This is a genomic window from Kitasatospora sp. NPDC127111 (assembly GCF_042677465.1).
Taxonomy (GTDB): Bacteria; Actinomycetota; Actinomycetes; order Streptomycetales; family Streptomycetaceae; genus Kitasatospora.
This window is the reverse complement of the sequence record NZ_JBHXTG010000010.1, coordinates 104,427-124,297: the sequence shown is the minus strand read 5'-3', so window position 1 is coordinate 124,297 and position 19,871 is coordinate 104,427. Positions and strand designations below refer to the sequence as shown.

Annotated in this window: 21 protein-coding genes and 3 pseudogenes; 13 read left to right on the top strand and 11 right to left on the bottom strand. The window is 72.6% G+C overall.

Annotated features, from left to right (window positions below; genetic code table 11):
* Positions 1-235: 235 nt before the first annotated feature.
* Positions 236-484 (top strand): annotated as a pseudogene (locus tag ACFVHB_RS09480) (helix-turn-helix domain-containing protein); the annotation flags it as partial.
* Positions 485-561: 77 nt separating this feature from the next.
* A complete protein-coding gene (locus tag ACFVHB_RS09475; RefSeq protein ID WP_380317696.1) occupies positions 562-963 on the top strand; it encodes a hypothetical protein in 402 nt (133 codons plus the stop codon).
* A 105-nt stretch (positions 964-1,068) separates the two neighbouring features.
* On the opposite strand, the gene ACFVHB_RS09470 is transcribed toward ACFVHB_RS09475, so the two are convergent.
* Positions 1,069-1,713, bottom strand: coding sequence for an NADPH-dependent F420 reductase (locus ACFVHB_RS09470; protein ID WP_380317693.1), 645 nt, complete (start codon positions 1,711-1,713; stop codon positions 1,069-1,071).
* Between the two features lie 71 nt (positions 1,714-1,784).
* Entirely contained in the window at positions 1,785-2,597 is an 813-nt protein-coding gene (locus ACFVHB_RS09465; protein ID WP_380317690.1) for an inositol monophosphatase family protein, read from the bottom strand.
* A gap of 115 nt (positions 2,598-2,712) precedes the next feature.
* Between ACFVHB_RS09465 and ACFVHB_RS09460 the strand changes: the two genes are divergently transcribed.
* Both ACFVHB_RS09460 and ACFVHB_RS09455 read left to right on the top strand, forming a co-directional pair.
* A complete protein-coding gene (locus ACFVHB_RS09460; protein WP_380317687.1) occupies positions 2,713-3,657 on the top strand; it encodes a LysR family transcriptional regulator in 945 nt (314 codons plus the stop codon).
* Positions 3,658-4,026: 369 nt separating this feature from the next.
* Complete coding sequence (locus tag ACFVHB_RS09455; protein ID WP_380317685.1) at positions 4,027-5,793, top strand: protein kinase; 1,767 nt, start codon at positions 4,027-4,029, stop codon at positions 5,791-5,793.
* Between the two features lie 486 nt (positions 5,794-6,279).
* On the opposite strand, the gene ACFVHB_RS09450 is transcribed toward ACFVHB_RS09455, so the two are convergent.
* A complete protein-coding gene (locus ACFVHB_RS09450; protein WP_380317683.1) occupies positions 6,280-6,864 on the bottom strand; it encodes a hypothetical protein in 585 nt (194 codons plus the stop codon).
* 464 nt (positions 6,865-7,328) lie between these two features.
* Here ACFVHB_RS09450 and ACFVHB_RS09445 point away from each other — a divergent pair, with 464 nt between their 5' ends.
* The 5 genes from ACFVHB_RS09445 to ACFVHB_RS09425 all read left to right on the top strand — a co-directional run bounded on the left by ACFVHB_RS09445 (position 7,329) and on the right by ACFVHB_RS09425 (position 10,017).
* Complete coding sequence (locus tag ACFVHB_RS09445; protein ID WP_380317681.1) at positions 7,329-7,808, top strand: hypothetical protein; 480 nt, start codon at positions 7,329-7,331, stop codon at positions 7,806-7,808.
* A gap of 73 nt (positions 7,809-7,881) precedes the next feature.
* Positions 7,882-8,367 (top strand): NUDIX domain-containing protein, encoded by a 486-nt coding sequence (locus ACFVHB_RS09440; protein ID WP_380317678.1) that lies wholly within the window; start codon positions 7,882-7,884, stop codon positions 8,365-8,367.
* On the top strand, positions 8,364-9,251 hold the full coding sequence (locus ACFVHB_RS09435) for a phosphotransferase family protein (RefSeq protein ID WP_380317675.1): 888 nt from the start codon (positions 8,364-8,366) through the stop codon (positions 9,249-9,251). The genes ACFVHB_RS09440 and ACFVHB_RS09435 overlap by 4 nt, the downstream gene beginning before the upstream one ends.
* A 33-nt stretch (positions 9,252-9,284) precedes the next feature.
* A complete protein-coding gene (locus ACFVHB_RS09430; protein WP_380317672.1) occupies positions 9,285-9,770 on the top strand; it encodes an NUDIX domain-containing protein in 486 nt (161 codons plus the stop codon).
* Between the two features lies 1 nt (position 9,771).
* Entirely contained in the window at positions 9,772-10,017 is a 246-nt protein-coding gene (locus ACFVHB_RS09425) for a hypothetical protein (protein ID WP_380317669.1), read from the top strand.
* Positions 10,018-10,417: 400 nt separating this feature from the next.
* On the opposite strand, the gene ACFVHB_RS09420 is transcribed toward ACFVHB_RS09425, so the two are convergent.
* Positions 10,418-11,830: an MFS transporter gene (locus ACFVHB_RS09420; RefSeq protein ID WP_380317666.1), complete on the bottom strand. Its 1,413-nt coding sequence runs from the start codon at positions 11,828-11,830 to the stop codon at positions 10,418-10,420.
* Between the two features lie 334 nt (positions 11,831-12,164).
* On the opposite strand from ACFVHB_RS09420, the gene ACFVHB_RS09415 reads away from it, so the two are divergent.
* Entirely contained in the window at positions 12,165-13,154 is a 990-nt protein-coding gene (locus tag ACFVHB_RS09415) for an Lrp/AsnC family transcriptional regulator (RefSeq protein WP_380317663.1), read from the top strand.
* Between the two features lie 277 nt (positions 13,155-13,431).
* On the opposite strand, the gene ACFVHB_RS09410 is transcribed toward ACFVHB_RS09415, so the two are convergent.
* The 6 genes and pseudogenes from ACFVHB_RS09410 to ACFVHB_RS09385 form a co-directional block, all read right to left on the bottom strand.
* Complete coding sequence (locus tag ACFVHB_RS09410) at positions 13,432-13,623, bottom strand: hypothetical protein (protein WP_380317660.1); 192 nt, start codon at positions 13,621-13,623, stop codon at positions 13,432-13,434.
* Between the two features lie 49 nt (positions 13,624-13,672).
* Complete coding sequence (locus ACFVHB_RS09405) at positions 13,673-14,878, bottom strand: alpha/beta hydrolase (protein WP_380317657.1); 1,206 nt, start codon at positions 14,876-14,878, stop codon at positions 13,673-13,675.
* Positions 14,879-15,490: 612 nt separating this feature from the next.
* Positions 15,491-15,733, bottom strand: coding sequence for a DUF4235 domain-containing protein (locus ACFVHB_RS09400; RefSeq protein WP_380317654.1), 243 nt, complete (start codon positions 15,731-15,733; stop codon positions 15,491-15,493).
* 379 nt (positions 15,734-16,112) lie between these two features.
* Positions 16,113-16,334, bottom strand: a pseudogene (locus tag ACFVHB_RS09395) (hypothetical protein); the annotation flags it as partial.
* 98 nt (positions 16,335-16,432) lie between these two features.
* Positions 16,433-16,753 (bottom strand): annotated as a pseudogene (locus tag ACFVHB_RS09390) (FAD-dependent oxidoreductase); the annotation flags it as partial.
* A gap of 49 nt (positions 16,754-16,802) precedes the next feature.
* On the bottom strand, positions 16,803-17,012 hold the full coding sequence (locus ACFVHB_RS09385) for a hypothetical protein (RefSeq protein WP_380317651.1): 210 nt from the start codon (positions 17,010-17,012) through the stop codon (positions 16,803-16,805).
* A gap of 239 nt (positions 17,013-17,251) precedes the next feature.
* On the opposite strand from ACFVHB_RS09385, the gene ACFVHB_RS09380 reads away from it, so the two are divergent.
* From ACFVHB_RS09380 to ACFVHB_RS09370, 3 genes are all read left to right on the top strand, one after another.
* Positions 17,252-17,617 (top strand): ArsR/SmtB family transcription factor, encoded by a 366-nt coding sequence (locus tag ACFVHB_RS09380; protein WP_380317648.1) that lies wholly within the window; start codon positions 17,252-17,254, stop codon positions 17,615-17,617.
* Between the two features lie 84 nt (positions 17,618-17,701).
* Positions 17,702-18,043, top strand: a complete 342-nt coding sequence (locus ACFVHB_RS09375) for an ArsR/SmtB family transcription factor (protein WP_380317645.1) — start codon at positions 17,702-17,704, stop codon at positions 18,041-18,043.
* A complete protein-coding gene (locus tag ACFVHB_RS09370) occupies positions 18,033-18,536 on the top strand; it encodes a GNAT family N-acetyltransferase (protein WP_380317642.1) in 504 nt (167 codons plus the stop codon). Before ACFVHB_RS09375 ends, ACFVHB_RS09370 begins: the two co-directional genes overlap by 11 nt.
* A 222-nt stretch (positions 18,537-18,758) precedes the next feature.
* Here the strand turns inward: ACFVHB_RS09370 and ACFVHB_RS09365 are convergent, their stop codons facing one another.
* Positions 18,759-19,811, bottom strand: a complete 1,053-nt coding sequence (locus ACFVHB_RS09365) for an ArsO family NAD(P)H-dependent flavin-containing monooxygenase (RefSeq protein WP_380317640.1) — start codon at positions 19,809-19,811, stop codon at positions 18,759-18,761.
* Positions 19,812-19,871 lie beyond the last annotated feature (60 nt).

The window sequence follows — 19,871 nt, the reverse complement described above, 5'->3', positions numbered from 1 at the left end:
GGGGGGTGTGGTGTTCCCACAACCAGGTGCCCCCCCCCGCGCCCCCCCGGGGGGGGTCCGCCGGCCGGGGGGCGACGCACCACGGCGCAAGTCTCCATCACCGCTACAGCGGCGACGCCAGCTCCCGGTTTCGCGCGTCTCGCCTACAGCCCTCACGAGGCTCCCCGAGGCGAGGCCGGGGGCTCGGCTTGGGTCGGCGGCATTGCCCAGCCCACCCGTCACCGCAGAGGTCTTCTTGCCCCACCCCAACGCCCGGCTGACCGTCCACGGCAGACGGCTCCTCGTCGACCGAGTCCGAGCCGGCAGGCCCGTCGCCCACGTGGTCGACGAGATGGGCGTTTCCCGCGCAACAGCCCACCAGTGGGTCCGCCGCTGGAAAGCCGAAGGCGACGCCGGACTGTACGACCTCTCCAGTCGGCCACGGACAACTCCCCATCGCACCACCGCCGATACCGAGCCCCGCATCTGCGAGCTGCGGCGGGAGTGAAAAAATGTCGCCGAGAAGTGGCAGCGCTTGGGTCGTGTCGCCCCGGTCGAAGTCGGTGGAACAGTGCGCCGGGCATGGACCATGATCTGCCCATGGAACGAGTTATTGATCTTGATGAGGCGGCTGCAGAAGTAGCTGATCGGGCGCCGGGGTGGCGGGCTAGTGATCTGACAGTGGGCCGGGTGACCTGGCGCGATGAAGCTGCTCCCTGGCCTCAGCGACTTGAGACGGACAGGTCGGTGGTGAACGATCCAGACTCCGTCGGTGTGCTCATCTCGGGTCCGGCGGAGGCTGAGCTGTCGGTTGTGCTCTTCCGTGGGGGCTGGGCCGACGTCGACTTCGTCGCCAGGATGGACGACGCTGGCGCTCTTCCGGCTTCGGACATCGCTTCAGCTCGGGAGTTCGGCGTCCAGCTCGACGGCTGGGTGGCCCGTGTGTTCGGTCAGTCCTCCGGATCGGACGAACCGAACCTGTGACGGGGTCTTCCTCGGCACCTGTCGGCTGCAGCCGAGGAAGACCCTGATGCGATCCTCAGCCAGCAGCTGCCGCTTTCTGTTCGGACCGAACCCGGTGTTGACGGGTCAGCGGGCGAGGGAGACGGCGAAGGGCGTGAAGCCGTGTCGGCGCAGGACGGGGGGAACCACGAGGATCATGGCCTCGGTGGCGCGGGCTGTGGTGATGCCGCCGAGGTCCTCGATCCAAGCGGGCTTCCAGCCCAGGTCACCGAGCAGGCCGGTGACGGTCTTCTTCGCGTTGTGGTCGTCGCCGGAGAGGTAGGCGGTCGGTGGGGTGGTCAGGGTTTCGGGAGCGGTCATGACCATGAACAGCATGGTGTTGAGGGTCTTGACCACGCGGGTGTCGGGGAGGGCGGCCTGGAGTTGCTCGGCGAGGCTGCTGCCCGGGTAGCACAGGTCGCCGGGCAGGCCGTCGTCGGCGTCGCGGGTGGCGTTGGAGACGTCGACGAGGAGTTTTCCGGAGAGCTCGGCGCGCAGGGCGGTCAGGCGTTCCAGGGCGGTGTCGCCGGGCGTCGCGTTGATCACGATGTCGGCGGTGCGGGCGGTGGTGCGCTGGTCGGCGACGGCGATCCGCGGGGCGGTGCCGGTGGCGGGTGCCGCGCTCTGTTCCGGGTTCCGGACACCGAGGGTGACACGGTGTCCGGCCGCGGAGAGCTTGCCGGCGAGGTTGGCGCCGACGCGGCCGGCGCCCAGGATTCCGATGCTGGTCATGCGGTGGTGCTCCTTGCGGGATCGGGGTGGGTGGAGGGCGGGTGGAGGGCAGGTGCTCGGTCAGGCGACCGTCAGGCGATCGGCGACAGGACGTCGAGGGCGGCGGCGTGAACGCCGGGGGCGGCGGCCAGGAAGTCGCGGCTGCCCGTGTTCCACGGCTCGCCCGCCAGGTCGGTGACGGTGCCTCCGGCCTCGCGGACCAGCAGGGCGCCGGCGACCAGCCCGGAGCGGACGTCGGAGAACTGCCAGAAGGCGTCCGTGCGTCCGGCGGCGACGTGGATGAGCTGCATCGTGGCGGGAACGGACACGCGCACGACCAGGCCGTGGATGAGCATGGCGGTGACGGAGTCGCCGATCCGCCGGAAGGTGCGCTCGTCCTCGCCGGGCCTGGCCTGGCCGGTGCCGACGAGCGCGGCGCCCAGGTCGGTCTTGGCGGACACCTTCAGGGGCCGGTCGTTGAGGCGGGCGCCGCCGCCGGCGACGGCGGTGTAGGTGTCGCCGGTCAGCGGCAGGTGGACGACGGTGAGCACCGGCTGGTTGTCGCGGACCAGGGTGGCGGTCACGGCCCAGTCCTCCATGCCGTGGACGTGGTTGATGTTGCCCTCGGCGGGGTCGACGACCCACCACTCCCCCGGCGGGAGCGCACCGCCGGCGAGCTCGTCCTCGGCCCACCGCGATCCGGGCCGGGCCCGCAGCAGCGGCTCCCGCAGCACCGCCAGCACCGCGTCGTCGTTGGCGTGGATCTCGGCGACGACCTCCTCCAGGCTCACGCCCCGGGCGTGCGCGGTGTGGCGCTCGCGCAGCGTGAGGCCGGCGGTCCTCACCGCCGCGGTCACCTCCGGCACGAGCGTCGTGTCGGCGGCGAAAGACATGGCTGTGCTCATGGCGGGCTCCCTGGGTTCGATGTGTGCCGGCGGATCGTCTCGCGCCTGCACTTCGAAGGTAGGGGCCGCGATCGTTAACAACAAGTGCATGCTATTCACTTGTAGAGTTACTGGCATGCACTTGGATTTGAACCTGCTCACGGCCCTGGACGCCCTGCTGGAAGAGGGCAGCGTCGCCGGCGCCGCGGCACGCCTCCACGTCACCGCACCGGCGATGAGCCGCTCCCTGGGCCGCATCCGCAAGGCCACCGGCGACCAGATCCTGGTCCGCACCGGTCGCAGCATGGTCCCCACCACCCGCGCACTGGCCATGCGCGCCCAGGTGCACGCCCTCGTCCAGCAGGCCCACCACCTCCTCTCCGCGCGGCAGGAACTCGACCTGACGGCTCTCGACCGGGTGTTCACCGTGCGCTGGCACGACGCCCTGACCGCCGCCTGCGGCACCGCCCTGATCACCGCCGTCCACCGCCAGGCCCCCGGCGTCCGGCTGCGCCTGTCCGCCGAACCCGGCACCGACGACGCCGACCTGCGCCGGGGCGAGGTCGACCTCGAATCGAGCTCCAGCGCCCCCACGCTCCCCGACATCCGCCACCGCCTCGTCGGCAGCGACCGCCTGGTCGTCGCCGTCCGACCAGGCCACCCCCTCACCGAGGGCCCGCTGAGCATCGAGCGCTTCGCGGCGGCCGAACACGTCACCGTGTCGCGGCGCGCACGCCTGCGCGATCCCATCGACGACGCCCTGACCACCCACGCCCTCGAGCGACGCGTCGTCGCCGCCGGACCCACCGCCGCGTTCGCACTGCAACTCGCCCTGGACACCGACCTGGTCGTCACCCTCCCCGACGCGGTCACCCGCACGGCCCGGGAACACCTCGGCCTGATCACCCTGCCGTCGCCGCTCCCGCTGCCCGAGATCCCCCTGTACCTGCTGTGGCACCAGCGCTACGACGACGACCGCGCCCACACCTGGCTACGCGACACGGCCACCGAAACCGTCCAGGCGCTGTTCGCACCCCCGACCACCCCCCAACAGCCCCTCACCAGCCGCACCGGGCAGTGACGGACACCGCCGGGCGAAGGCCCGCGGCGGCCCAATCCGACGACTCCCCCGGCGCCGCCGGCCGCTCGCCCTGCCCTTACTCCCTCGCCCTCGGCCAGCTTGGCCGCGGCGGTGAGCTGGGGCCCGCCCTGCGCGTGCCGGGCTCCACCCCGACAGAGCCACCCGCGTCGGCTGGCCGGTTCTTTGGTGGGCCAGCACGGCACGGCACGGCACGACGCCGCGGAGCGCCGACCCGGGCGCGCCCCGGAACAGCGGTGGGATCGTTCCCGGATTGGCGTCCGAGCCCCGGGCGGCCGAGAATCTCCCGAATCACCCGTCACAGTACGGACGGCCGCGGCGGGCGGGCAATGAAATGAGAGAGGTGCCCAGGTGGGGAAGGACCGGTTGATCACCGGCCGGTACCGGCTGCTGGAACGCATCGGCAGCGGCGGCATGGGAACCGTGTGGCGGGCCGAGGACGAGCTGCTGGGCCGCGAGGTCGCGGTGAAGGAGCTGCGGATCCGCCCGGAGCTGTCGCCCGAGGAAACCGCGACCCTGCTGGAGCGCACCCTCCGCGAGGCACGCAGCGCCGCCCGGATCAACCAGCGCAACGTCGTGGTGGTGCACGACGTCGTGGAACACGAGGGACTGCCCTGCGTGGTGATGGAGTACGTCCCCTCCCGCACCCTCGCCGCGGTCCTCGCCGAGAACGGACCCCTGCCCGCGGCGGACGCCGCCCGGATCGGGCGCGAGATCCTGGCCGGACTGCGGGCCGCCCACGCCGCCGGCGTCGTCCACCGCGACGTCAAACCCGGCAACGTCCTCCTCGCGCTCGACGGCCGGGTCGTGCTGACCGACTTCGGCATCGCCACCATCGCCGGCACCTCCAGCCTCACCAGAACCGGCGAACTCGTCGGATCCGTCGACTACCTCGCACCGGAACTGATCCGCGGCGCCACCCCGACCCCCGCCTCCGACCTGTGGGCCCTGGGTGTCACCCTGTACCAGGCCATGGAGGGCCTGCCGCCGTTCCACAGAGCGACCGCGGTCGAGACCGCCATGGCGATCGCCGCCGACCCGCCAGAGCCGCCGCTGCACGCCGGTCCGCTCACCCCGCTGATCGAATCACTGCTGGAGAAGGAACCCCTCCAGCGACCCACCGCCGAGGTCGCGCACCTGCTACTCGACACCACGGCGACACGGCACACCGAACCGGCCGACCGGGCGCAGCCGGCCGCCGGGGCGGAGTCGGCCAACGGGGCGCAGCCGGCAGCCGGGGCGGAGCACGGCCCGGATCTGGCTGTCAGGAACGGCGCAGCCCCCGTTCACGCCGCCACCGCGCCCACGGCCGGCGGTGACGCGCACAACGTGCCACAGTCACCCGGCACCGTGGTCACACCCGGCACCCTCGCGGGGAACCACCTGGCGACCGCATCCGCCGCCCACCCCGTCATGCGGCAAGCCCGCCGCCGAACCGCACTGCGCTGGGCCGTCGCCGCCGCGCTGGCAACCGCCGCCGCGGCCGCCGGCATCCTCGCCCTGGGCCCCGGCCTCCACCCCCGACAGCACGACGCACAGGGCGCACCCGTGCCGTCCCCCGCGACGTCGTCCCCGGCAGGCGCCACCAGCGCGCCCGCCGTGAACCCGGCCGGCCCGTCCCCGGCCGCGTCCACCCCCACCGTCCCGGGCGGCACCGGCCCAGTCGCCGTCCCCGCCGGAACCAGCATCCGCCGGGACCCGGCCGGCTTCTCACTCGCCGTCCCCGACGGCTGGGTACGCAGCACCGACACCGTTGGCCGCGTCTTCTACCTCTCCCCGGACCACGCCTTCCGGATCGGCGTCCACCCCACCACCCCGACCGGCCGGGGCATCCTCGCCGAACTCCAGAAACAGGACGCCGCCGGCCCGCAGACCAACCCCGGCTACCGCGCCGCCAGCGTCCAACCCACCGTGTTCCACGGCACCACCGACGCCGCCCTATGGCTGTGGACCTGGAACGGCTACCCCGAAGACGGCTTCGGCGCCCGACACGTCCAGGACATCTCCTGGACCGAACAGGGCCGTAGCTACGACTTCTGGATCTCCGCACCCACCAACCGCCTCGACGACGCCAACCGCTACTTCCAGATCGTCTCAGCCACCTTCCGAACCAGCTGAACCCCGACCGCCCCCCAGCCACCAACCCGCGCACACCCACCGCCACCCGGCGACACCGAACCCTCGACCCCACAACCCGCGCCGGCCGGCAGTCTGGCCAACTGGTAGGCCGGCACGACCGGCACACCCCGCCGGCACCACCCGACACAGATCCTCACGACCCGGGCCGGCACCCCCGGCCCCGGTCCCAGCGGCCACCACATCGAGAGCGCCGCCACCCCACGTGGCCCCGACCAGGCAAATTACCTAGGCCCGGCCGGAGAGCCGCGTGCGCGTCGACACCACGTAAGCGCCAGGAACGTACAGCCGCACCCCCCAACGGCACCCCTGCAGCGGGGCTGCCGACGGGCACGGCCGCCGGAAAGGGTTCGGCGACCGACGCGACCTGGCCGGCCTCATCGACCGTGCCCGGCAACCACACTGAGCCCTGACGGTGACTGACGGCCGCCCGACCGCGGGCCCTTCGCGGCCGGCTGCCCAGTGGCCTCAGACGCGAGGCGGCACGACCTCGATGATTTCGGCGATGCCAGCGGTGGGTTGAGCCTCGTACATGGTGATCACATCACCGGGCTTCAGATGCTGCCACCGCTCGGGCCGCAGGGGAGCCAGGCGAACGTCGGCTGTCTCTCCGGGGCCGAGCTGCGGCGCGAACTCCACCCAAAGCCGCGCGACGTCCAGATCTTGTCGTCCGTCTGCGGTGCGGTGCCCGATGCCCCACAGAGGTCTGAGCCGACCGTCCCCTGAGAAGGCACTCTGGCGTCCGCCCTCGTCAGCCCCCAACAGCGTCAGGGTCGCACGGATCGTGCCGTGCTTGACTTCCCAACCCCGCCACTCGCACCAACGGCGGCTCCGGTCCACCATCATCTGCCGAGCGGCCTCGGTGAGCATCTCCCAGAAATCGATGGATACCGGATGGACGTCCGCGATCTCGATGAGCACGTCGAGCGCCATCTCCCATTCCTGGAGCTCGATGTCCCTGCGAACATCTCCGACTGTCTGGCCGTTCTCCGCCACGGCAACCTCGGGCAGTAGGTCGACGGCCTGCCGAAGAAGTGTGAACGCGTCATCCATGTCTGGATTGTCGCCTGGTTCCGGGCGCCTTGTCACACGTGACCAGGCAGGAAGCAGCGGCGCACCACACACTCGCGCACTCCAGGGCCTCAATGGCTTGCGCCCCTGCCGAGCCGTCGGCCGGACCCGGAACAGGTCGCCAGCTCGACGACATCAGCAATGCGCCCGCCGACGGCGGCGGTGGTCTTGACCGCCGGGGCCCCCTACGCTCCGGCGAGACAGCCGGCCGCGGTCAGGAGCCAGTAGCGTCGACGAGCGTGGCCGTGCAGGACCGCGCGCCCGGGCAGGCCGGCCGTCACCGTGCCGACAGCCGGGAAGTCAGTGCTGGCCGCCGCCGAACCCGCCCGGCCCCGATCTCGCGACAGGAATACGCGAACGCACCGCGCCGCGGGTACGCGCCACCGTCGCCGGCCAGCTGACCCTCCTGCCCCTGGCCTGGCGGTCACCGCCGTGCTCACCGCACTGTGCCGTCAGGCGACCAGCGGGCAGCCGAGCGAGCGCTCGGCCACTGCCTCGCCGTCGAGCCGGACGAGGGTCTGGCCGTCCTCGCCAGCCGCCTCACGCTGACCGCCCTCGACACCGCCGACCCCGGCACGCCCTCCGCCCGAAACCTCCTCGCCCACCTGACCAGCCGAACGGGTGAATCCGGCGACGGCTACGCACTGCGCGGCCTCCTCACCCACGAGGGCGTCCGACACCGTCGCGACCCGGTCCAGAGCGCGGCACTCGAACGGGCTCTCGCCGCCTGCGCACTGGGCTCCGCCGCCCTGCCGGACGCCCTGCGCAGCCGGTTGGAGGAAGCGTTGGAGCACGCGCGCGGGGTGCTCGAAAAGTCCCCGTTCGACCCGGGCTCGCCCGGAGCGAATCCGCTTGAGCGCCGCGTTCGAACAGCACCATCATCAGTCACCTCCGCTCGCGCAAGCCCGTCCAACTCCGGTGTATGAGTGCGCACTTGTCGCACCCTTCGCCGACGGAGGGCTCCGCACGCTCGAACACCGGCCACGTCTGGAGGTCTTCATGGACAACCCCAACCACCGACCAGGTCGCCGGCATCCCAGGACGGAGCCGCCGACCCTGGTCGTCGGCGTCCACCTCGTCCTGCTCGACGGCGACACCGTGCTGCTCGGTCGGCGCCACAACACCAGCTACGCGAACGGCATGTGGCACCTCCCGGCCGGACACATGGAGCCCGGCGAAACGGTCACCCGCGCGATGACGCGCGAGGCCGAAGAGGAACTCGGCATCCTCATCGCCGAGGACGACCTCGCGCTCGTCCACACCCTGCACCACCTCGACGCCGACGACGGCCGCAGCCGCCTCCACCTGTTCTTCCGGCCAGCCCGCCACGACGGCCAGGTCCGCAACGCCGAACCGCACAGGTGCGACGCGCTGCGCTTCTGGCGGCTTGACCAACTCCCGGCCAACACCGTGCCCTACACCGCCCACGCGCTCGGCGAGATCACCCGCGGCAGCGCCCTGTCCACCGTCGGCTGGCCGGCGTGAGCGCCCACACTGCCCCTCACCGCGTGGACCGGCTGCTGCGCGGGACGGCAGGAGCCTACGCGTTGCTGGGCGTGCGCTCCCGGGACCGTGCCGGGCACCCGAGCGTCTGGGAGGCCGTCGACGTTCGCGGGCACCGCCTGTTCGCCAAACGCCACAAGAACGCGCTCATGCACGAACGGGAAACCACCGCCTACCGGCTGCTCGCACCGGCCCTCGGAGGAGGCCGGACGCCTGCTCTGCTCGCCGAGGACACCCGGTCGCTGCTCGTCGTCACCTCTGCGCTTCCCGGTACGCCGGTCATCAGCACCGCCCTCACCTGCGCCGAGGAGCAGGAGGTGTACCAGCATGCCGGACGGCTCCTGGCCACGATTCACGCGCAATCGACGACCGGAGCCCCCGCCGGCGAGCACCTGCCCTGGGCCCGGGAACGCGAACGGGCCCTGGCCCGCGCCCGCGACGCCCGCCTGTCGGACGAGGACATCGAGGTCCTGGCCGAGGCCACCCGCGCTGAGCCCCCGCCCACCGTGCTTGCGTACTGCCACGGCGACTTCGGGCCGAGGAACTGGCTCGTGCGCCGCGACGGCGACCGGCTGATGCTCGGGCTGATCGACTTCGAACGCAGCCACGTCGAGGCCCCGGCCCGGCGCGACCTGATGCGCATCACCCTCCAGCTCACACCCCACCGGCCCGACCTGCGTGCCGCGTTCACCACCGGGTACGGGCGGGACCTCACCCCGCAGGAGCGGGCGGCGTGCCGGGCGTGGGCCGCGATCGACTGCCCCGCCGCCCTGCGCTGGGCCCTGGACCACCACCGGGACGAGGAGGTCATCGGCTACGCCCGGACCGTCCTCGACCTGCTGCGCGACCCGAGCCACATTGCGTGAACACCCCTTCTCCCCCTACCAGTTGGAGCACACATGCAGTCCTTGCGCCAGGCCGTCTGCGTCATCGTCCACGACGAGAAGGCGAGCAAGGTCGCCTGCGTCCACTACGCCAACGACACCTGGTCCACGGTCCCCACCTGGACCGTCCCCGGCGGCAAGGCCGAGGAGGGCGAACGCCTCGACGAGGCCGCCGCCCGCGAACTGCGCGAGGAAGCGAGCCTGGTCGTCGACCCCGAGCAGCTGCGGCTCGTCCACACCATCCAGGTCAAGGCCGGGTGGGACGGCAAGGGCCCGTTCCTGCTCTCGGTCTTCGTCGCGACCTCGTGGCAGGGCGAGCTGACGAACACCGAGCCGGACAAGCACCTCGCCGTCCAGTGGATGGACGCCTCCGCGCTGCCCACCCCCATGTTCCCCACCTCGCACGCCGCCCTCACCGCCTACCTCAACGGCGACGGGCGAGGGTTCTCCACCTACGGCTGGGACGCCTCGGAGGACCTGCGCGCCCTGGTCGGGGCATGAGATGACCGGCCGCCACCGCCGCCCGCCCACCGGCGAGCAGACAGCCCTGCCCGCGGACGTCGACCTGCGGCTGCTCGCCATCACCCAGGGCCGCACCGTCACCGAGGAAGGCATCGCCACGCTCCCCGGCGCCGCGCACGCGTACGCCTACCGCACGCTCTACCGGCCCGACGGCAGCGTCGACCGGCTGCTGGAACGCCTGGCTCCCGGACCGCTGCACCTGCCCGGCTTCCCTCCTGCGGGCTGACCCGCCCGCCGCGCGCCGGCGGCCGCCGCGAGGCCGAGGTCGCGCAGGCCACCGCAGCGGTCCAGGCATAGGGGTCGGCGGTCACCGGCCCGGGGGCGAGCGGGTGCATGTCGGTCACCTCGGTGAGGGTGCCCTCCGCACGGCGCCGTCGCGAGTGCGGCAGACACCCGCGGACAGGGCTCAGCGGGCGCACCGTCAGGAGTGACCGGGGCACGGGAAGGGATCGGCCCCCGGGCGAGTTCGCATCCGGCCGGGGCGCCGCCGGGAGGATCCGATATCGCCGCCCCGCGGGCGCGGGGCGGCTCCGGGTCTCCGATCGGTGCGTGGCGACCGCTCGTGGGCCGCCGTTGGCGGGCGACCGGTGCTCGGCGGCCGGCGGCCGGTGCCCGGTGCTCCGCGGTCAGTACGGCGCGACGGTCTCGTTCGCGGAGTCCTTGGTCGCTGCTCGGCGGGCCGTCATCACCCCGGCGGCGACCGCGGTGGCGGCCAGCAGGAGGGCGGCCGCGCCGAGCGCCTGCCCGGCCGCGGTGCGGGCGCCGCCCGTCGCGTCCAGATAGACACCGCCGATGACGGCGACGCCGAGGGTCCCGCCGAGCTGCTGGACGGCGTTGAGCAGACCCGCCGCGGAGCCGGTCTCCTGCGCTCCCACGGCGCCCAGCGCGAGGGTGAAGAACGGCGGAGTGAACAGCCCGGTGCCCAGTCCCGCCAGGGCGAGGGCGAACGGGAGCGCCGTCGGGTAGGCGTCGGGCGCGGCGGCCCGGTACGCGAGGGCGGCGCCGGCCAGTCCCGTGGCGAGGGCCGCGATGCCGGCGTGCAGGACGCGGGCGCCGTACCGGGGGACGAGGTGCGCACCGGCGGCCCAGGAGGCGACGGCCAGGCCCGCGGACCAGGGCAGCAGGGTGAGTCCGGCGGTCAGCGGTCCGTGGTGCAGGCCGAGTTCGAGGTGGAGCACGACGACGATCATCACACCGTTCATGACGGCGAAGAACAGCGTGGACGTCGCCAGCGCCGCCGGGAAGGCCCGGCCACGCAGCAGGGCGGGCTCGATCAGCGGCGCCGAGCCGCGGCGGGCGGTGGCGCGCTGGTGCAGGACGAACATCACGAGGACCGCGGCGCCGAGCCCGGCCAGGGTCCACCCGGCGGGCCCGGGGCGGCCGGTGGCCAGCGGGCAGACGATCAGGGCGGTGCCGAGCACGGCCAGGGCGGTGCCCGCCGGGTCGAGCCTCGGGCGGACCGGGGCGCGGTCCTCCAACAGCCGGGGTGCGACGGCCAGCACGGCGGCGGCCAGCGGGAGGTTGACGAGGAACACCGCGCGCCAGGAGGTGCCGAACAGGTCGGCGTGGGTGAGGAAACCGCCGAGCGCGGGCCCGGCGACCGCCGACAGCCCCATGACCGGGCCGATCGAGCCGAGGGCCTTGGACAGCTCGGCGCCGGTGAACATCGCGCGGATCAGCCCGAAGGTCTGCGGGATCACCGCGGCCGCCGCCGCGCCCTGCACCGCGCGCAGCGCGATCAGGACGCCGGCGGAGGGCGCGAGCGCGCACGCCAGGGAGGCGACGGCGAAGGCGAGGACACCGAGGCGGAAGACCCGTCGGCGGCCGTGGATGTCACCGAGCCGCGCGCCGGTGAGCAGGCCGAGGGCGAAGGCGAGGGTGAAGGCGGCGCTGAACCACGGGATGGCGCTCGCCGGCCCTCCCAGGTCGCCGTGGATGACGGGGGCGGCGACCTGGACGATCGTGGCGTCGAGGAGGTTCATGGCCTCGGCGGCGAGCAGTGCGGCCAGCGCGGTCCAGCGCCACCGGTACGGCGTCACGCCGTCGACCCGGGCGGCGGCAACCGGGGCGGCAGTTATCGGGTCGGCAGTAATCGGGTCAGCGGTGACCGGGCCGGCGGAAATAGGGTCAGCGGCGACCGGGCCGACGGCGACGGTCGGGGCGCCGGTGGCGGCTGACCCTGCGGCAGGTGGCGTCCGGGTCGTGGACGTGCGGGTACCGGGCGTACCGGGCGTACGCGTACTGGACATGCGGGCTCTCCCCGGGCTACAGGTCGGTGAACGGCCACCACCGTGCCCGCCCGCTCCCCCGCACTTCCACCTTCTCGCCGCCCCTGTGCGATACCTTCCACCGCGGGCCGCTAATTTGATCGATATGCTCACTCCGGACGAACTCGACCGCGGCCTGATCCACGCCCTCCAGGTGGACGCGAGGGCGCCGTTCACCCTCATCGCCGAGGTGCTCGGCTCCTCCACCCAGACCGTCGTCCGCCGCTACCGCCGGCTCCAGGCGCAGGCCGGGCTGCGGGTGGTGACACTGCCCTCGCCCCGCAGCTCGGGCACCCACCAGTGGTTCGTACGCCTGACGGCCGCCACCCGCAGCGCGCACGACATCGCGGTGGCCCTCGCGCGCCGTCCGGACACCTCCTGGGTACGGCTGACGTCCGGCGGGACGGAGATCGTGGCGATCATCCACACCGCGCCCTCCGGCCCCGACGCCCACGCCCTGCTGCTGCGCGACATCCCGCGCACCGCCGGCATCACCGCCGTCTCCGCGCACCACCTGCTGCACACCTACCTCGGCGGCCCGACCGCGTGGCGGGGGCGGGTCGACGTCCTCGACGAGGCGCAGCAGGCCCGGCTGCGCGCCGGGGCGGGCCCCGCCGGGACGGACGACGGAGGCGAGCCGTACCTTCTGACCGCCCAGGACCGGGCCCTGCTGGCCGCCTTGCGCGAGGACGCCCGCCTCGGCTACGCGGACCTGGCGGCGGCCACCGGCATCTCGGCGTCCACGGCGGTCCGCCGACTCGGCGAACTCCGGGCGCGCGGCTCCCTGTTCTTCGACGTCGACGTGGAACCGGCCGTCCTCGGCATCACCGTCTCGGCCCTGCTCTGGATGCAGGTCGCGCCCGCCCACCTGGACACCGTGGCGACCGCCCTCGCCGGCCACGAGGAACTCGCCCTGGTCGCCGCCACCACCGGCCCCACCAACCTGGTCGCCCACGCCCTGTGCCGCAACGCCGAGGACCTCCACACCTACCTCACCCGCCGCATCGCCTGGGAGGCCGTCACCCGCATCGAGACCGCCCCGGTGCTGCGCACCTACAAGGCGGCGGTGACCCGCCGACCCGTCGGCGCCCCCTGAGATGATCACCACATACCGACGGACCGAGGAACGGGGATGACCAGGCGGGTGGAACGGGCCGTCGGGCGGGTGCCCGCGCCGATCACGGCACATGCGCCCGAGCGGGTGGACGGAGGGGGTACCGGTCGCCACCGCAACGCTCGTCACCGGCGGCTACCGGTTCGCCCGCACCGGCGCACGCCAGCCCGGGCCGTACACCCCGGCCGCCGACCGCCGACCGCCGACCGCCGCCCGCCGACCGCCATCCCCCGGCCGGCGCCGGATGGAGAGCCGGTCACTACCGAGTCCTCGCGAAGGCCAACCCCGACGCCTCCTTGCCCGACCTCGCCATGGCCCTCGACAACTTCGCGAGGACGCGGTAGTGACCGGCGGCTTCCTGGACCGCGACCAGGCCCTCCTCCCGCCGGCCGACCGCACCGAGCCGGACGGAGAGGCTGTTGAGGGCCATGCGGGAGTCGGACGTGATCACGCCCATGCAGAGTCGGCGGCGGTGCGCGGGTCATCCGCGGCTGGGGGCCTCACTCCACTTCCGCCACCACGCCGTCCGCGTCCATGACCCAGCTTCCGCTCTCGACTCCGTACACCTTCTTGTCTTCGAGCCACTTCCAGGACATCTGCTGCAGGATCTGGTTGGCCCGACGTTCCCAGACCGGATTGTGGTCCCAGCCCTCGACACGGATCATCAGCTTGTCGGCACCCGGAATCGCCTTGTAGAGCTCCGGGACGGAGAAGTGCAGCACCGGCCCCAACGCCTCCGACGTGTTGGCCGTCGTGTCCTGGTCTCCGTAGACGATGCACACCGGCACGGCGGTCCCGAGCGTGGAGCCGTACGGCACGGTGCTCGTGTTCCACCCCCACCAGTAGGAGTTGCGCCACCGCATGACGCCTTCGGGCGCCCCCGCGGTGTGGCCGCCCCACTTCTGGCCGACGCTGTCGCAGTCCATGATGGCCTGCCAGACGTGGCCGGCCAGCTCCTTGTCACTGATGGTGGATTGCAGGCCCGTCTTGCTGGTCAGGTTCATCGGGAAGCCGAAGACCGCGGGCGGCTTGGACTCGGGCTGCGTCGGCAGCCCCGTTCCGACAGGCGGAGCGAAGGGCGCGGTGATGTGCGTCGACCATCGGCCGGCCGGGGGAAAGATGGGTGCGAGAAGGAACATTCTCGCCACGTCCCCGGGATTCTGTAGCGCGTACGGGCCCATGACGAACGCGGCCGCGGACCAGCCGATGAAGGAGACCTTCTCGTTGCCGCACCGCGCTCTGATGAACTTGACGACGGTGGCCAGCTCGTCCCATTCGCTCTGGGAGTTGCCCAGTTGGTGTGGGTAGGGCGCTGTCGGTGAGCAGGTCCCCGTGCCGGGATTGGTCTCTAGGAGGCCCCGCTGGGCCGGGTTGGCGTTGCACGGGTCGTCCATCTTCGGGCGGGGGGAGAGCCCGGAACCCTGGAGGTCCATGACGTACACGTCGTAGCCCTTGCCTGCCAGCCCCTGAGCCCAGCTGTAGCTGGTGTCCGGGTTCGGGGAGCCGCCCTTGGGAGGGAGCACGAGGTCGAAGCCGGGGAGGGCCGGGACGCTTCTGCCATGGAGCATGAGGACCGGCTTGGGGGTGCCGCCCGGTCCGGTGGTCTTCTTGTATTCCCGTACGAAGAGCTCGATCTCTTCGTCGAAATTCGCCGGGATGGTCGATCTGTGCTTGACCTTGTGGTCGACGGGGGTCAGTTGCGGCATGGTCGCCTCCGATGCCTGTTCACCCTGGGGAACGGTCGTTCCGGAGGAGTCAGCATCTCCGCCTCCCACAGGCGTCACGGGGAGCCGGGACGGCGGGGCGCACGGATGGTGACTGATCGGGTGGGCGCCACTCCTCCGATCGGCGGGGCGCGCCCGGGGAGCGCGCCAGCGACTGCGCCGCGGGTGCGCCGCCCGTCCGGACGGCGCCCCCGTCTACGTGGTCTGGGCGTCGTTCATGCCGAGAACATCGCCCGCCCCGCCGACCACCAAGCCGGTGAACCCATGCGGTCACAGCACTAGGCGAGCCGGACCCGCCTACCAGCCGCCATCCCCCGGCCGAGCCCAGGAGGATGGCGCGGCCGCCCGTCGGGCGACCCGGTGCCGGCGGTCAGGCTGCTGCCGCATGTCTGGAGCGGCGCGCCCGGATCCTGGGATGCCCGAAGACCCGTCGAAGTGCAGGCCTCGGCGCGCACTTGGACCGCCGGCGGAACCGGCTCTACTGCCGGGGCTGCCGAGAACCTGCGGGTGCACGGCCCGGACTGGGACGACATCGCAAGCTGGCTATTCTCCTCGGTCGCCCCACTGGCCGGAATCGTCTCATCGGTGGGGGGCTTACTGGCGGGACGGATCTTTCGGATTCCTGTGCCCCCGGCCCAGGGCCGCCTTCAGCAGGGCGAACACGGCACCTTGGAGGGCGGCGGTGAGCAGAACCCTGCGCCAGGTGTGGCGCTTCTCGGCGGTCCCCGCGCGTCCGAGGATCCTCCAGACCCGCCGCACCACCGCAACGACCGGGCCCCCGCCCAGCGCCCCGATGAGGAGGCCAGCAGGCCTGTGCGTGATGGTGGCGATGTTCACCGCTCCTCCTTTCATGGGCCGAATACCCGCTCGCCGCGCGCGGGCAGGATCCGGGTGACGGGCGTTTCAGTGACCGGACGCGAGAGTGTCGGGCCCCTCTGGATCACGTTCGGAACGCGTGCCGGCGGTGTAGCGGCCGCTGGGGCGACCGGACGGGTCCCGGGGGGTCAGGTCGCGGTGGTGCTTCGCGGGGTGGCTGCGTGTCCGACTACGGACTCCCCGGATCCTGCGGCAGATCAGCCTCATCGCCGACCACCTCCGAGACTCCGCCACCGACGACGGCCCCTTCGCCGGGAACCGTGGCGGCGCCCTCCCCGGTGCCCGCGGCCAAGCCCTCTCCGGCACCTCCGGCGGCGGCTCCACCCGCAGCACCCGCGGCGCTCAAGCGCGCTGCGAGCAGCCGTTTGCCCATCTCCGCGCCCTTGCGGCTGTCGGCCTGCGCCTTGCGGAACAGCTCCGCGACCTCGCCGTCTCCCGCCCGTTCGGCGTCCCCCACGTAGGTCTCCAGGCGCAGCGCGTTGCCCAGGCACGCCTCGACGTACCAGAGCAGGTCGTAGTCCTTGTCCTTCGTACCGGTGACGTGACCGGTCTCCTCGCTCATGACGCCCGATGCTCCTTCCACGCCCGTGGCGGGCGCCGGACGCCTCGGCCGGCGCTCGGGGCGCGTCGGCGCGTCTACCCGAGCACGCGGCGGCAATCCATCCGGTCGCCGAGCACGTCGGCGAGGGGCTGCAGGTACTGCTCGGCCCAGTCACCGCCGGACGGGTAGAGGGCGCCGTCGGGGCGGACCCAGCCGGTCGGGGCAAGGAGCTTCTCGGCGGCCGGGTCGATCACGTCCGCCCACGCCGAGAACAGCCGCACGTGCGCCCACTCGCGTATCGCCGTACCGGCGCTGAGCCCGGCCTCCAGAACCAGGGGCTCGATGCCGCGCTCGATCAGGTGGGCGGCGGCGGCCAGACCGATCGGGCCGGCGCCGACGACGGCGACGGGCAGGGCGGCGGTGGGGGTGTTCTCGCTCATCTCAGGCGCTCCGGGTCGTTGAGTCTGTCGGGTGTTCTGGCGGGGCGGGTCAGCAGCAGCCGGCGCCGGCGGCGACGGCCTCGTTCTTGGCGGCCGGGGCGCAACAGGCGCCGGACTCGGCCGCGTCCTTCGCCGTGCCGCAGCACGGGGTCGAAGCGGTCTCCACCTCGACGGTCTGGGCCGGAGCGGCTGTCTGCGCGCTGCCGCAGCAGCCGGTGGCGGCCTGGGTGGTCTCGGCGGGCGTGCCGGGCTCGGTCATGGCTGCCTCCCGGAGGCGGACGGGGCCTTATTTCGACGTTTGTCGATGGCCTGTTTGTGCGGCCAGCATGGCACCTGCTTTGATGAACGTCAACATAGACATTTGTCGAATTAAGGAGGAGTCATGGCGATCGTGGAGGCCGTGGTGGTTGGTGGCGGCAGTCGGGGTCCGGCGGCCGCGCAGACGGGCGATAGCAGGCCGGGCTTCCGGAGTGATTCGGCAGGTGTCAACATAGATGCATGTCGAATCTTGAGGTGATCGAGCTGCCGGTCCTGGAGCCGGAGGCCGTGCCGTGCTGCCCGCCGCTGACCACGGCCCCATTGTCGGAGGAGGACTCGGTCAAGATGGCGGCCACGTTCAAGGCCCTGTCGGACCCGGTGCGGCTGCGGCTGTTCTCCCGGATCGCCTCGCACGAGGGCGGCGAGGCGTGCGTGTGCGACATCCAGGACGTCGGCGTCTCCCAGCCCACCGTCTCCCACCACCTCAAGAAGCTCCGCGAGGCCGGCCTGCTCACCTCCGAGCGCCGCGGCACCTGGGTCTACTACCGCGTCGCCCCGAGCGTGCTGGCCGCCATGGCCGCCATGCTCACCGCCGCCAGCAGCTGACCGGCCAGGCGGCTGCTGGCGGACCGGGCGCCCTTCGATCGGGGCTTCCGGCTGGGGCATTTCATCGACTATCGTCGATTGTCGATGAATGAGTCGAGCCGCACCAGCCCTACGGTCGACGCCGAGGCCGCCGCGCTGTACGCGACGTGGTTCAAGGCGCTGGCCGACCCCACCCGGATCCAGCTACTGCACCTGCTCGCGGCCGAGGGACGGCCTATGAGCGTGGGCGAGATCGTCGAGCGTTCCCCGATCGGGCAGTCCACGGTCTCCCACCACTTGAAGGTCTTGGCCGAGGTCCGCTTCGTCCTGCCGGAGAAGCACGGGACGTCGACCCGGTACGAGGTCAACCGCACCTGCCTGACGGTCTTCCCGGCCGCGGTCAGGGCGATCCTCGGCGAGGGCCAGGAACTCGAACATGCCCGCTGACCACATCACGATCGCCGCGATGACCGGCACCCACGCGAAGCAGGTACTGGCGATCTACCAGGCCGGTATTGACGAGGGGAACGCCACCTTCGAGATCACCGCCCCGAGCTGGGAGGCGTTCGACGCCGCCAGGCTGCCCGACCACCGCTTCGTCGCCCTGGACCAGGACGGCCAGGTGCTGGGCTGGGTCGCGGCAAGCCGGGTCTCCGACCGGTGCGCGTACGCCGGGGTGGTCGAGCACTCGGTCTACGTCCACCCCGACGCGCGCGGCCGGGGCACCGCCGGCAGGCTCCTGGACGCACTGATCGCCTCGACCGAGGCGGCCGGCATCTGGACGATCCAGTCCGGCGTCTTCCCGGAGAACACCGCCAGCCTCACCCTCCACGCCCGAGCGGGCTTCCGGGTGATCGGCACCCGCGAGCGCATCGGCCGCCACCACGGCGCCTGGCGGGACGTCCTGCTGATCGAACGCCGCAGCCCGGCCATCACGTAGGTTCGGGCCCGGCCGCACCGGCGGCCGGGCCCGAACGTCCTCTACCGGCGGCCCCGCGGAGGGAGCGGACCAGTTCGGCGCATGCCCGGATGATCGCCGGGCGTTCGGAGCACGAGCCACGGGGAAGCGGAGGCCGGCTCCGCGAGAGCGGACCGAGAAACACCGGTTGGATCGGTCGGACGACGGTTGAGCCTGCGGGGAATCGAACCAGCGGCGCCGCTGTCAGCGCAGAAGCCCGGCGATTTCGTTGACAGCGGTGCGGGCGGTACGGCCGACGCCGATCAGGGTGGCGGAGGCGGGACCGGTCCAGTCTCCGTAGCCGAGCAGGTGGATGCGGGCGTCGGCCAAGGCGCGGGTGCCGTCGGTGGGGATCCGGCCGCCACCCCCGCGCAGGCCCAGGCCGGTGAGTGGCCCGAGGGCGGGGCGGAAGCCGGTGCACCAGATGATCGCATCGCACGGCCACCGCTCGCCGTCCTCCCCCACCACCGCGTCCGGCTCCATCCGTTCGAACATGGGGTGGGCGGTGAGCCGGCCGGCGTCGCGTGCCTCGCGGACGGGCGGGACGGCGACGATGTCACCGAGGTCGGATATCCGCGGCCCGTCACCGGTCACACGGCGGGTGGCGATCTCGAACAGGGCCCGGCCGTCGATCTCGTCCGGGAGGAAACGCGGCGGACGCAGGGTGGTCCAACGCACGGCAGCGGCGTGGCCGGCGAGGTCGGCGGCGATCTGCGCGCCGGAGTTTCCGCCGCCGACCACGACAACCCGCTGTCCGGTGAAATCGGCAGCGGTTCGGTAGCCGCGGGTGTGGACCTGGCGGCCGGCGAATGAGCCCCGGCCGGGCAGGGCGGGGATGAAGGGCCGGGACCAGGTACCGGTAGCCATGATCAGGGCCCGGGCGCGCCAGGAGCCGGAGTCGGTTCGGACGAGCAGGCCGTCGCCGTCGGAGTTCTCGACAGTCCGTACCTGGACCGGGCGGTGGACGGGCAGCTCGTACCGCTTCTCGTATTCGGCGAGGTATCCGACGACATGGGCGGCGTCGGGGTAGGTCTGCCCGGCCTGGTGCGGCATGGGACGGCCGGGCAGGGAGGAGTAGGCGGCCGGGGAGAACAACCGGAGGGTGTCCCAGTAGTGCTGCCACGCGCCGCCGGGCACGGTGGAGGCGTCCAGGATCGCGGAGTCGAGTTTCGCGCGGCGCAGGTAGTAGCCCGCGGCGAGGCCCGCCTGGCCGCCGCCGACCACCAGCACGTCGACATCCGTGGGGTCCTGGCTCATCGGTCACTCCCGGGATAGGCGAAGGCCGCCGCACTTTCCCTGGTTGGGGGTGTGCGGCGG